Genomic DNA, 12,074 nt, shown 5'->3' with positions numbered 1-12,074 from the left:
CGCGTCGTAGCAGGAGCGGGAGTTGCGGCCACCGCTCGGGCCGATGAGGCTCGTCGAGATCGTGCAGTCGACCGGCTTGGGGGCCGACATGGTGGTGCGTGGGAACTTCCGGGAGTACCTGGAGCATCTGCTCAGCGACGGGTATCAAGTGCGTCACGACGCGCACGGCTCGGACCCGGACCTGATCGACCCGGGAGGTGACCCGGTCGAGACCTGGCGTGAGGATTACCCGTACGACGAGCGGCTCGACCGGGACGTCTACGAGCAGGAGAAGTATCAGCTGCAGATCGAGTTGTTGAAGTTCCAGTACTGGACCCAGGACACCGGCGCGAAGCACGTGATCGTGTTCGAGGGCCGTGATGCCGCGGGCAAGGGCGGCACGATCAAGCGGTTCGTGGAGCATCTCAACCCGCGTGCGGCGCGGGTCGTCGCGCTGACCAAGCCCACGGAGACCGAGCGCGGCCAGTGGTACTTCCACCGCTACGTCTCCCAGCTACCGACCGCGGGGGAGATCGTGCTGTTCGACCGGTCCTGGTACAACCGCGCCGGAGTCGAACGGGTCATGGAGTTCTGCACCGACCGTGAGTACGAGACGTTCCTGCGTCAGGCTCCTATGTTCGAGGAGATGCTGATCGAGAGCGGCTTCTCGTTGACCAAGCTGTGGTTCTCGGTCACCCAGTCCGAACAGCGCACGCGTTTCGCCGTCCGGCAGATCGACCCGGTGCGCCGGTGGAAGCTCTCGCCGATGGACATCGAGTCGCTGGATCGGTGGGACGACTACACCGCCGCAAAGGAGGCGATGATCGAGAGCACCGACATCGACCACGCGCCGTGGACGTCGATCAAGAGCAACGACAAGAAGCGGGGGCGCCTTGCCGCGATGCGGTACTTCCTCGACCAGTTCGACTACGAGGGCAAGGACCCGGCGGTGGTGTATCCGGCGGATCCCCGGCTGGTGCAGCGCGGCCGCGACGCGATCAAGGACTGACACGGGGGAGCCCTGGTTCGCTTCCCGGCCGCTCCTGCGTCTGCCGTAACCGTGCTCGACGTGATCAGGTGGTGCTTTCGCGGTCGTCCGGTCCGGCGGCCATCCGTAGCTCGCTGCCGTCGACGCGGAGCGCCGTCGTCAGCCTGCCGCGGACGTTGTTGCCGCGTCATGAGCACCTCCTGAAGCGGTGGCGAGCCGAACTCTCAGCTACCCGGGCTCGGCGGGCCGATGCCGAAACACCGTTCACGAAGTGGTGACCAGTGGTTGTGGTTCTGGTTGTGTTCATGATCGAGGTGCATCATCGCCGGATGCCGTTCATCTCCCAGGCGGCGGACGACCGTGCCGGCCATACCGGTTTCGTCGCCGGTCGCTACCGCGATGGCGCCTACAGCGACATCTGGACCGACGTTCGCCGTTGCGCCTTCCGAACCTTCACCGGCTACGCCCCGGCCTGTTCGTGCGGGTGGCGCGGTCCCGCCCAGCCGGTGACTGAAATCGCCTACATCGCCTGCAGCCGGGCCTGGACACGTGACCACGCCGCTCCGCCGCTGGCGGCTTCGTTGGTGGTCGTGGACGACTGCGTGTCCGGTGTGCGGCGAGATCAACGAGCCACCGCTCGTTGACCCTGGAAGACCAGCCTTTACTGGAGCGTCGACGTACCGTCGCATGTTGCAGAGGTGTGCCGGCGGACGGCCCACTCGCCTGATCCGGGCACGGGCATGTGGCGTTACCGCGTGATCACTGGGGTCTTCTCCGCGTCACCCGCCGTGTGGTGCGGACAATCGGTCGCTGGCCCTTCATTCGAATGCGGGCCGGTCGGGATGGGTGAGGGCGTCGTCGAGGCGTTGGCGGACCGCATCGTGCATGCGACGCCACGGGGCGCAGCTTCTTGACAGACGATGTTCATGCGGCGTCGTCCTGGCAGCGGGCGTGCCGTGGGTGGGGTCACGGACTGTGGGCGGCACGAGCAGGCCGGCTGGGTCGAGGGAAGTTGATCGATGACGACGCGATGCGTGATGAGGTGAGGTTGGCCGCGGCGGACGGCTATGACGTGGGGATGACCACGAGGCATGCCAGTGCATGAACGTGGTGCTCCGTGGGCGCCCCCACCAACGCTGCCTCCGGCCGTGTGGTTGCGCCACAACTGTCGGTGCGTCGAATGTATCCATGCGGGCAACGGCCAGCGGCATGTCGAAGTGGCTGATCTGCCCGAGGACCCGGCGGTCGAGACCGTGTGGGCTGAGGGTGCGTTGGTCCGGATCCGGTTCAGGCCGGACGGGCATGAGGGTGTGTTCGACCGGGAACGGCTCGAGCGGTGGTGCCGCGACGACGACGCGCTGCCGTACGACCCGCGCACCGAGGATGCGAAGCGGCTGTGGCCCGCCGGCGGCGGAGGCGCGGTTCGTGAGCTGGCGTGGGCGGCCTACTGCGACGACGATTCGGCCAAGGCCGCAGCCCTGGACGGCGTGCTGTTCGACGGCGCCGTCCTGCTGACCGGCGTGCCGGCGCGGCAGCGGATGGTGCTGGACGTCGCTCGGAGTCTCGGATTCGTCCGCAGGACGAACTACGGCGAGCTCTTCGACGTCAGAGTCGAGCCGAACCCCACCAACCTGGCCTTCACGTCGATGTCGATCGCCCCGCACACGGACAACCCGTACCGCGACCCGGTGCCGACCGTCCAGCTCCTGCACTGTCTGGACAACTCTGCGGCAGGAGGGCGGTCAGGGCTCGTGGACGGGTTCCGTGTGGCTGCGTCGCTGCGTGAGCAGAGACCGGCCGCGTTCGCCGAGATGGCGTCCACACCCGTCACCTTCGCGTTCGACTCCGACGACGCCCGGCTGTCGGCCACCCGGCCGATGATCGACGTCGACCTTCACGGGCGGGTCCGGGAGATCCGGTTCAACGAGCGCTCGATGCAGCCGGTCCGGCTCCCGGCAGGCGCTGTCGAGCAGTTCTACGGCGCCTACCGTGCATTCGCCCGGCTCCTGCGCCGCCCGGAGTTGCAACACCGCGTCCGCCTGGCGCCGGGCGACTGTCTGGTGTTCGACAACACCCGCATGCTGCACGCGCGCACGGCCTTCGAGACCGGCACCGGCACCCGGCACCTCCAGGGCTGCTACGCCGACCTGGACGGGCTGGCCAGCACGCTCGCGCTGTTGGAAGGAAGACGACATGTCTGACGTGGTCGAGCGCCTGATGCTCATGTTCGCCGGGGCGGGCGCCGCCGAGTACCTGGGCGAGGACGTTTCCCTGGCCACGCACATGCTGGCGGCCGGCACCCTCGCGATGGACGCCGGCGCGCCCGACCGTCTGGTGGTCGCCGCGCTGCTGCACGACGTCGGCCACCTGACCGGCGCCGTCTCGGGCGCGGAGCTGATGTCGGGCACCGACAACCATCACGACGACGCCGGGGCCACGTGGTTGGCCGGCTGGTTCCCGCCCGAGGTGACCGAGCCCGTGCGGCAGCACGTCGCGGCCAAGCGGTACCTCTGCGCTGTCGACGGCGACTACCTGGCCGGCCTGTCGTCCGCGTCGGCGTTCACCCTGCGGTTGCAGGGTGGTCCGTTCGATCCCGCCGGGGTCGCCGCGTTCGAGGCGAGCCCGTACGCCCGGGACGCGGTGGCGGTTCGTCGGTGGGACGACGCGGCGAAGGACCCGGCCGCGGTCGTCCGTCCACTTGCGATCTTCCTACCCCTGATCGACAGGGTCACCCGGCCGGCTGGACCACCTGGAGGCCGAGGAGCCCGGTGATCGTGCCCGCCCACGACGCGGCTGTCGGGCGCCGGTGCCGGACGGAGTCGGCCAGCCGCCGGGCGGAGGGGTGGCCGCCGCCGACGACGGCGACCTGGGCGGTCTGACCCGGCCCACCGTGCACACCCTTGAGCGCCGACGCCGAGGAACCCACATGTCGGCCCGATGTGGTCCAGACGAGCCGGACATCCTGCGCCACCAGCTCGTGCCCGGCCACCCCGGCCACGGCGTCGAGCCACCTGCCGGCGGCCGGGTCCGGTCCGGCGACGAGGGCGGCGCCCCCCTCGGGCACGACCGTGACGGGGACGCCGGCTCCACGGGACGCCGCGGCGAGGTCGACCGGCTCGTCGACGGTGACGGTCTCCTGGTCGTGGTCGCTCACGACGACCACGGTCCACTCGTGCCGGCGCGGTGCCAGCGCGGCCAGCACCTGACCCAGGACCCGGTCGGTGGCGCGATTGGCGTCGGCCGTCTCGGCGCTGTCGGGCCCATGGACGTGCCCGGCCGTGTCGGGACCGTTGAGATGGGCCACCAGCAGGTCGGGTCCCTGTTCCACCGCCTCGCACAACGGGGCGAGCACGGCGTCGTCGGTGGCGTAGCCGAGCGCGTCGAGCGGGGTCCCGGGCGGCAGCAGGCCGGCCGGGGGCCAGTGCCGGTCGGCGGAACCCGCGCCCATCACACAGCCACCAGGTTGTGGTCGCCGAGCACGGCCAGCGTCGAGCGGCCGCCGTCGCGGCACGCGTCGAACAGGGTCGGGCCCCGCGGCGCGACGTCGGCCGCCGCCCGCACCCGTCCGTCGACGACGACGTGGTTGGCGTGGATGCCGTGACTGTCGGGGGCGGTACCGGTCACGAACGTCGCGTGGTTCGGGTAGGTGCAGCTGGGCATGGTCGCGACACCGCCCATCGGCGCCCACCCGCCGCCGGCGGCCAGCCCGGCCAGCGCCGGGGTCAGCCGCCGGCCGACGCGCCGGACGGGCAGCCCGTCGAGGACGAGGAACAGGACGTTCACCGGTCGGCGGGTGCGGGAACGACGAGCGGCAGCAGGTCGGTCACCGAGTCCAGGACGTGGGTGGCACCGGCTGCGCCGAGGTCGGCGACGGTCCCGGTGCCGGTCAGCACGCCGGCCACGATCGCCGCGCCGGCCGCGACACCGGCCTGGACGTCGCTGGGGGTGTCGCCCGCCACGGCGACCGCGTCCGGCCCGCTGATCCCGAGGCCGCGGACGGCAGCGAGGATCATGTCCGGCCACGGGCGCCCGCGGCCGACATCGGCGGGGGAGAGGGCGAGGTCGACCAGCGGGCCCCAGCCGAGGTGCTCGAGGAGGGCCTCTCTCGTGGCAGGGGCGAAGCCGGTGGTCAGACAGATCGTCAACCCGGCGGCGCGCAGGGCGTGCAACAGCCCCTCCGCGCCCGGGAGCGGGCTGACCGCGCCGTCCGCGAGGAGCTCGGCGTAGGCGCTCTCGAAGGCCGTGTTCGCGGCCTGCGCCGCGTCCTCGTCACCGAGGATCAGCCGGAACACCTCGATCTTGGCCTGGCCCATGGTGGCGTGGACGACGGTCAGCGCATCCGCGTGCGGCGCGCTTCCGGGGGTGATCCCGGCGTCGGCGACGGCGGCGGTGAAGGCGCGTTCGACGACGCCGTCGTCGCTGACGGTGGTGCCGGCCATGTCCAGGCACACCAGTTCGATCGCGGGCACGGTTCGCTCCTCAGAGTCCGATGAGATCTGCGGTCTGCTCGGCCAGCGCGGGCCCGAGGGTCATGCCCCGCCCACCGGGCCCGGTGACCAGCCACGACCGTTCGCCGAGCTTCGCGCGGTGCACCAGCGCACCGGGCTCGGTGGGCTCCGCGTAGACGCCGGCCCACCTGCGCGCGATCGGGGGCAGCGCGCGGCCGAGCGCGGCCTCCGCGGCCTGCCGAAGGTGCTGGTAGGGAGCGTCGTCGGTGGCGAAGTCGAACGGGTCGTCGTAGGCGTGGGTGTCGCCGATGGTCAGGCCGCCGTGCAGGCGCTGCACGCACAGCAGCTGCATCCGGTGCTCCCGTGCCACCGCCGGTTGGGGCTGAGTGGCGAGCAGCGCGTCCAGGGCCGGCCCGCGGAAGGCGGGGTAGTAGCGCATGCTGTCGGCGTCGGCCACCGCGGTGCGCAGCGGCTCGCCGAGCGGGGCGGTCTCCATCATCTGCAGCCGCACCGGGCGCACCGGCAGCGGCCCCGCCAGCCGCGTGGCCAGACCCCGCACGGCTGCCCCAGGGCACAGGATCGCCAGGTCGCCGTGGTGGGCGTGGCCGCTGTCGTCGGTGAGGGTCACGCTCCCGGAACCTTCGACGAGGTCCACGACCTCGCGGCCGGGCAGGAACCGGTAGCGGCCGCTGCGGGCGAGGTGGGCGCGCACCGCAGGCAACGCGGCGCGGGACTCGACGGTGGCGTCGCGTCCACACCACAAGGCCCCGATCAGGTCCCCGCGCAGAGCGGGGTTGCGGGCCCGCGTCTCGCCGGCGTCCAGTAGAGCGAACTGGCGCTCGGACGCGTCGGAGCGGGACGCGGTCTCCTCGGCCACGGCCAGCTCGGCGTCGGTGCGCAGCACCGTGAGCGAGCCGTTGGCGCGGAAACCGATGTCGGGCACGGCTCGGCCGAGCTCCTCCCACAGCTGCCGGGAGCGCAGCGTCGCCGGCAGCTCCGTGGCGTCGCGGCCCGACACCCAGACCAGCCCGAAGTTGCGCACTGTGGCGCCACGGGCCTCGGTCTCGCGTTCCAGGTGCAGGACGTCGTGACCGCGCCGGACCGCCTGCCAGGCGTGGGCGGTGCCCAGGATGCCCGCGCCCACCACCACCAGCGCCGTCATCGCGCCTGCGCGTCGACGATCAACAGCTGCTGGCCGGTCACCGCCACCTCCACGGACTCCCCGATGGTCAGCGGCGCCGCGTCGGCGCTGGCGCTGTCGACGAGGACGGTCAGATCCTCGTCGAGCAGCACGCCGACGCGGGTCGTGCCCCCGAGGAAGGTCTTCGCGGTGACGATGCCCGGCCCGTGTGCCACGGCGCGGACCGTGAGTGACTCGGGTCGGGCCAGCACGTCCACCCCCGCGTCGGGCGCTCGGCCGTCCGTGTCGAGGGGGAGGTCGCGATCGAGCACCCGCACCCCGCCTGCGACGACGTGCCCGGGGAGCCGGTTCATGGTGCCGACGAACTCGGCGACGAACGCCGTGGCGGGGCGGTCGTAGAGCTCGCTCGGCGTGGCGATCTGCTCCAGCCGGCCGCCGCGCATGACCCCGACGCGGTCAGCCATCGACAGCGCCTCTTCCTGGTCGTGGGTGACGAAGAGGGTGGTCGTGCCAAGCTGGGTCTGCAGCAGCCTGATCTGCTCGCGCAGCTGCAGCCGCACCTTCGCGTCCAGCGCGGAGAGCGGCTCGTCCAGCAACAGCACCCGGGGCTCGATCGCCAGTGCCCGCGCCAGCGCGACCCGCTGCTGCTGGCCGCCCGACATCTGGTGCGGGTACTTGGTGGCCTGGTCGCCGAGCCCGACCATGTCGAGCAGCTCGGCCGCGCGCGCGTTCCGGTCGCCGCCCTTGTGACCACGCACCCGCAGCCCGAACGCGACGTTGTCGCGCGCCGTGAGATTGGGAAACAGGCTGTAGCTCTGGAAGACCATGCCCATGTCACGGCGCCGGGTGGGAACGTGGCTGATGTCGCGGCCGTCGACGAGGATCTCGCCCGAGTCGACGGTCTCCATGCCGGCCAGCGCGCGCAGCGCCGTCGTCTTCCCGCAGCCCGACGGGCCCAGCAGAGCCACCAGCTCGCCGGGCGCCAGCGACAGCGAGAGCCCGTCCAGTGCGCGGGTGGCGCCGAACGTGCGGTGCAGGTTGCGGAGCTCGACGGCAGCACCGCTGGTCACCGGCGCCGTGCGCGCGGCCGCGGTGGATGTCGTGCGGGCGTCGGTGTGGGTGGTCATGACTCTCCTGGGGTGGAGCGGCCGCGCCGCCGGTCGATGAGGGAGATCCCGATCAGCAGCAGCCACGTCACCAGCAGGGACGCCACCGACGCCGCCACGGAGACGTGGGCGTCGTCCTGGGAGAACACCACGATCCAGACGGGGAATGTCTCGTACTGGTCGAGGGTGGCCATCGTGTACTCGCCGAGCACGAGCGCGACGGTGAGGATGGTGGCCGACAGCAGCGCCGAGCGCAGGTTGGGCAGCAGCACCCGGAACAGGGTGGTGAACCAGCCGCCGCCGAGTGACTGGGATGCCTCGACCAGGGTCTTCAGCGGCAGAGCCCGCAGGCCCGAGTCGAGCGACCGGTACGCGAACGGCATGGTGAGCACGGCGTACACCAGGGCCAGCAGGTAGGGCGTGCTCTTGAGCCATGACGGAGCCACGTCCAGCACTCCGACGATCAGCACCACCGGCGGGATGACGATCGGCAGGATCGTGATTCCCTCGAACACACGCATCGCGGCTGGCAGCCGCAGGTGCACGAAGATCGCCGTGGGCACCATCAGCGCCAGCGTGATCACGGTGGTGACCAGGGCCAGGCTCAGCGACAGGCCGAACGCGTCGGTGAACCCCTCCGCCGAGACCAGCCCGGTGAACGCGCCGAGCGAGAAGCTCCCGTCGGGTGTCAGGGCGAAGGACAGCCCGGCGTAGAGCGGGATGAGGAAGTACGCGCCGAACAGCACGAGGATGATCCAGCGGCCCCACGGCCGGGACGCCCGCGCGCCCCGGGTACGCGGACCGGACGTCCGTGCCGGGGCCGGCGCCGCGACGTCGGCTACCGCAACCACTTCGAGGCCCTCCGCTGCAGGATCGCGTAGAAGACCATGACCACGGCGATGATGACGACCATGCCGAACCCGAGCGCCTTCCCGACGTTCTCCTGGCCCGACAGCACGTTGCCGTTGAGGAACGACCCGATCTGGATGGGCGTGATGGCCAGGCTGCCGCTGGTCAGGGCCTGGGTCGTGGCGTAGGCGGAGAACGCTCCGCCGAACAGCAGCAGCACCGAGCCGAGGAACGAGGGCATCAGAACCGGGCCGCCGACCATCCGCCAGTACTGCCAGCCGCTCGCGCCGAGGTTGTCCGCTGCCTCACGCCACGCGGGCTTGAGCCCCTCCAGCGCGGGGGTGATCACCAGGATCATCAGTGGGATCTGGAAGTACATGTAGACGAGTGCGATGCCGATGAAGTTGTACAGGGTGAAGCCGTGCTCGTAGGGGTCGAACCCGAGTGCCCGCAGCCAGTTCACCGCGAGGCCGGTGCTGCCGAGCGTCGCGATGAACAGGAACGCCAGCGGCACCCCGCCGAAGTTGGCGAACACCCCGGACGCCGTGGACACCACCCGGCGCAAGGTGGAGCTCCGGCTGGTCTGCACGGCGTAGGCCACGACGATCCCGATGACGCCCGGGACCACGGCGGTGAGCACCGACAGCTCGATGCTCGTGACGAACCCCTGCAGGTAGATGCCGCTCGTCGCGGTGCGCAGGTTGTCCAGGGTGAACCCGCCGCCTGCCGGGTCGGTGAACGCACCCGTCACGATCGCGACCACCGGGAGCCCGAGGAACAGGGCGGTGTAGACGGTGAACGGCACGAGGCCGAGGAACGCCTTCAGCCGGGTGGCGAACCCCCCGCCGGCCCGGAGGCCGGCGAGGGGTGGCTCGGCGGAGGTGACCGTCACGCTCAGCCGCCCACGGCGGTCGCCCACTGCTGGGACACGATCGCCTTGGCCGCCGACTGCTGAGCGTCGGTCGGGTAGGTCGGGTCGCCGGCGGGGGCGGGCGGCAGCTTGGCGGCGGCCGTCTTGTCGACGGTGCCGTCCTTGATCAGGTTCGGCAGCAGGATCGGGCGGGCCGAGCCGTTGAGCCACAGGTTCTGGCCCTCGACGGAGTACAGGTACTCCTGCCACAGCCGCGCGGCCGCCGGGTGCGGCGCGGTCGCGTTGATGGCCTGCGCGTAGTACGCGGCGTAGCTCGCGTCGCTGGGGATGACGACCTTCCACGACGGCACCTGGCTCTGCACCGACGACGCCTGCAGGTAGTCCCACCAGATCAGGATCGGGGTCTGCCCGCTCTGCACGGTCGCGGGCGATCCGGTGACCGGCACGAAGTTGCCGACCGACTTCAGCTGCTTGAAGAAGTCGACGCCGGGCTGGATATCGTCGAAGCTGCCCTTGTTGGCCAGCGCCGCCGCGTACACGGCCGCGAACGCGGCGCCGGCCTGCGTCGGGTTGCCGTTGATCGCGACCATGTTCTTGTACTCGGGCTTGAGCAGGTCGGCGAACGACGTCGGCGGGTTCGGGACCTTCGCCGGGTCGTAGCCGATCGAGACGTAGCCGCCGTAGTCGCTGACCCACTTGCCGTCGGCGTCTTTCGCCGCGGTCGGGATCTGGTCGAACGACGCCACCTCGTAGGGCGCCAGCAGGCCGTCCTTCGCGCCCTGGATGGCGAACGACTGGCCGAGGTCGAGCACATCAGGGGCGCGGTCCTGCCCCTTGAGCTGCTTGATGGCGTTGATCTCGTCCTGGCTGGAGCCGTCGGGGTTGGCGTCGTCGATCGTGATGCCGTACTTCGTCTCGAACGACTTGATGATGGTGCCGTAGTTGGCCCAGTTGGCGGGCAGCGTGATCGTGTTGAGCTTGCCCTCCTTCTTGGCCGCCGCGATCAACGCATCCATCCCGCCGGCCTCGGCTGCCGTCGTCGCCTTGCTGATGTCGGAGCCGGTGGAACTGCTCGCCGTACTGCCACCCGACCCGCAGGCGGTCAGGGCCAACGCGGCCACCGCCGCGATCGCTACACCGTTCATCGTTCTGCGCATCGCGGTCCTGAACCCTTCGTCTGCCCCCGAGCGGGAGGCTGAACGCAGCGGGTCACCCGATCGGGTGGCTGCCGCCAGAAGCTGTCACCGCGTGCTGACGATGGGGGTGCAGGAATGGCCACGGGGACATGAACACCTGCCGAATGCGATGTGGAACCCGCAGCAGCAGGTCCGTTTCGGCCCTTTCGGCGTGGGGTGAAACGCGAATCGTCCCCCGGGACGTCGCGTGCAGACTCCGCGAGCTGCCCGAGCACGACCCGGCTGTGCTGGTGTGGCGGGAGCCGCACAACGTCTTGCCGTCCACGACGAGCACCCGGCGCCGCCCGGCCGGTGTCACCGTGGTGCGCAGGCGCTGCACGAGGCGCCGATCGCGTTGTCGAACCGGTCGGCGTCGACAACGCGATCAGCACTCGGCGGATAGTCGATTCCGCCGGTCGGTGCCCAGCGCTGCGGCGATGTCGTCGGGCACGTCAGCAGCGTCGGACCCGCGTGTCGCCGCACCCGTCAACCCGGGCGGATCAGGAGCCTCTCGATCAGAAGCTTCTCCCTCCATCGGGGACGGTTCACCTGTTCGATCAGCATCTACGTCGTGGTAGTCAGGCCGCCGTCGATCACGAAGTCGGCGCCTGTCGTGTTGCCTGCCTTCTCGCTGGCCAGCAGGACGGCCAGGTCCGCGATCTGCTGGGGCTGGGTGAATCGGCCGGTCACGGACTGCGCGGCCGCGGCGGCGGAGACCGCCGCCGGATCGTCGCCCGTGGCGTGGGCGACGGTCGCCGCGACGCCGCCGTCGCCGAGCCAGAGATCGGTGGCGACGGGGCCGGGGCTGATCGTGTTCATCCGGATCCCGGCCGGCCCGACCTCCTTGGAGAGGGCCTTGGAGAAGTTGGTCAGAGCCGCCTTGGCCGCGCTGTAGTCCGGGACGGTCGGGTCGGGCAGGAACGCGTTCACCGAACTGATCGTCACGATGGTGCCGCGGCCGGCCGCGAGCATGATCGGCAGAGCGGCGCGGGTGGTCCGTACGGCGGCCATCAGGTTGACCGAGATCGAGGTCAGCCACTGGTCGTCGGTCACCTCGAGGAACCCGGTCAGGCGCGGCGAGACGGCGCCGACGTTGTTGACCAGGATGTCGAGGCGTCCGAGGTCGGCCGCTGCGGCTACGAGCCCGGCCGGCCCGTCGGATGTGGAGAGGTCGACCGGCACCGACCGCACCTGGCCGGTTCCGACGAGCGCGGCCAGCTCTGTGCTGGTGCGGCGGGATCCCGCGACGACACGGGCGCCCTCCTCGACAAGGGCACGGGTGACAGCCAGGCCGATGCCCCTGCTGGCGCCGGTGACGACGGCGACCTTCCCGGTGAGTCCTAGATCCATGGTCTACCTCTCGTTGCCAGGTCGCGTGGTCAGATCCCGTTGGTCTTGAGCCAGCCGAGGACGGCGTCGGCGACCTCCCTCCACCCACTGTCCACGGTCAGTGAGTGGCCGCGGGTCTCGAACTGCTGGAGCTCGGTGACGGCGACGGAGTCGCGGTACTGCTTGAA

The 12,074-nt window shown here is 70.9% G+C and carries 14 protein-coding genes; 5 read left to right on the top strand and 9 right to left on the bottom strand.

From position 1 onward, the window contains the following. Positions 1–88 precede the first annotated feature (88 nt). The 4 genes from ppk2 to JWR81_RS09755 all read left to right on the top strand — a co-directional run bounded on the left by ppk2 (position 89) and on the right by JWR81_RS09755 (position 3,739). Positions 89–988 carry a polyphosphate kinase 2 gene (gene ppk2, locus JWR81_RS09770; protein ID WP_367278766.1) on the top strand — a complete coding sequence of 300 codons (900 nt, stop codon included), beginning with the start codon at positions 89–91 and terminating at the stop codon, positions 986–988. Positions 989–1,272: 284 nt separating this feature from the next. Next, positions 1,273–1,611 (top strand): hypothetical protein, encoded by a 339-nt coding sequence (locus JWR81_RS09765; protein ID WP_297649654.1) that lies wholly within the window; start codon positions 1,273–1,275, stop codon positions 1,609–1,611. Between the two features lie 447 nt (positions 1,612–2,058). Continuing rightward, entirely contained in the window at positions 2,059–3,168 is a 1,110-nt protein-coding gene (locus tag JWR81_RS09760; RefSeq protein ID WP_297649652.1) for a TauD/TfdA family dioxygenase, read from the top strand. Continuing rightward, positions 3,161–3,739, top strand: coding sequence for an HD domain-containing protein (locus JWR81_RS09755; protein ID WP_297649650.1), 579 nt, complete (start codon positions 3,161–3,163; stop codon positions 3,737–3,739). Before JWR81_RS09760 ends, JWR81_RS09755 begins: the two co-directional genes overlap by 8 nt. On the opposite strand, the gene JWR81_RS09750 is transcribed toward JWR81_RS09755, so the two are convergent. From JWR81_RS09750 to JWR81_RS09715, 8 genes are read right to left on the bottom strand one after another with little or no spacing between them, the layout of a single operon-like run. Next, complete coding sequence (locus JWR81_RS09750; RefSeq protein WP_297649648.1) at positions 3,696–4,415, bottom strand: alkaline phosphatase family protein; 720 nt, start codon at positions 4,413–4,415, stop codon at positions 3,696–3,698. The two genes, JWR81_RS09755 and JWR81_RS09750, sit on opposite strands and share 44 nt — an antisense overlap. Beyond that, positions 4,415–4,750 (bottom strand): alkaline phosphatase family protein, encoded by a 336-nt coding sequence (locus JWR81_RS09745; protein WP_297649646.1) that lies wholly within the window; start codon positions 4,748–4,750, stop codon positions 4,415–4,417. The genes JWR81_RS09750 and JWR81_RS09745 overlap by 1 nt, the downstream gene beginning before the upstream one ends. Continuing rightward, entirely contained in the window at positions 4,747–5,436 is a 690-nt protein-coding gene (locus JWR81_RS09740) for a phosphonatase-like hydrolase (protein ID WP_297649644.1), read from the bottom strand. Before JWR81_RS09740 ends, JWR81_RS09745 begins: the two co-directional genes overlap by 4 nt. Positions 5,437–5,446: 10 nt before the next feature. After that, a complete protein-coding gene (locus JWR81_RS09735; protein ID WP_297649642.1) occupies positions 5,447–6,577 on the bottom strand; it encodes a TIGR03364 family FAD-dependent oxidoreductase in 1,131 nt (376 codons plus the stop codon). Next, a complete protein-coding gene (locus JWR81_RS09730) occupies positions 6,574–7,683 on the bottom strand; it encodes an ABC transporter ATP-binding protein (protein WP_297649640.1) in 1,110 nt (369 codons plus the stop codon). Before JWR81_RS09730 ends, JWR81_RS09735 begins: the two co-directional genes overlap by 4 nt. After that, a complete protein-coding gene (locus JWR81_RS09725) occupies positions 7,680–8,513 on the bottom strand; it encodes an ABC transporter permease (protein WP_297649638.1) in 834 nt (277 codons plus the stop codon). Before JWR81_RS09725 ends, JWR81_RS09730 begins: the two co-directional genes overlap by 4 nt. Continuing rightward, entirely contained in the window at positions 8,501–9,403 is a 903-nt protein-coding gene (locus tag JWR81_RS09720) for an ABC transporter permease subunit (protein ID WP_297649636.1), read from the bottom strand. Before JWR81_RS09720 ends, JWR81_RS09725 begins: the two co-directional genes overlap by 13 nt. 2 nt (positions 9,404–9,405) lie before the next feature. Continuing rightward, on the bottom strand, positions 9,406–10,398 hold the full coding sequence (locus JWR81_RS09715; protein ID WP_297649634.1) for an ABC transporter substrate-binding protein: 993 nt from the start codon (positions 10,396–10,398) through the stop codon (positions 9,406–9,408). Here JWR81_RS09715 and JWR81_RS09710 point away from each other — a divergent pair. Further along, positions 10,373–10,738, top strand: a complete 366-nt coding sequence (locus JWR81_RS09710) for a hypothetical protein (protein ID WP_297649632.1) — start codon at positions 10,373–10,375, stop codon at positions 10,736–10,738. The genes JWR81_RS09715 and JWR81_RS09710 overlap by 26 nt on opposite strands. 383 nt (positions 10,739–11,121) lie before the next feature. Here the strand turns inward: JWR81_RS09710 and JWR81_RS09705 are convergent, their stop codons facing one another. Next, positions 11,122–11,907, bottom strand: a complete 786-nt coding sequence (locus JWR81_RS09705) for an SDR family oxidoreductase (protein ID WP_297649630.1) — start codon at positions 11,905–11,907, stop codon at positions 11,122–11,124. Positions 11,908–12,074: the final 167 nt, after the last annotated feature.

It is taken from the genome of Pseudonocardia sp. (assembly GCF_025965585.1).
In the GTDB taxonomy this organism is placed as follows: Bacteria; Actinomycetota; Actinomycetes; order Mycobacteriales; family Pseudonocardiaceae; genus Pseudonocardia.
This window is presented reverse-complemented; position numbering and strand designations above follow the sequence as displayed.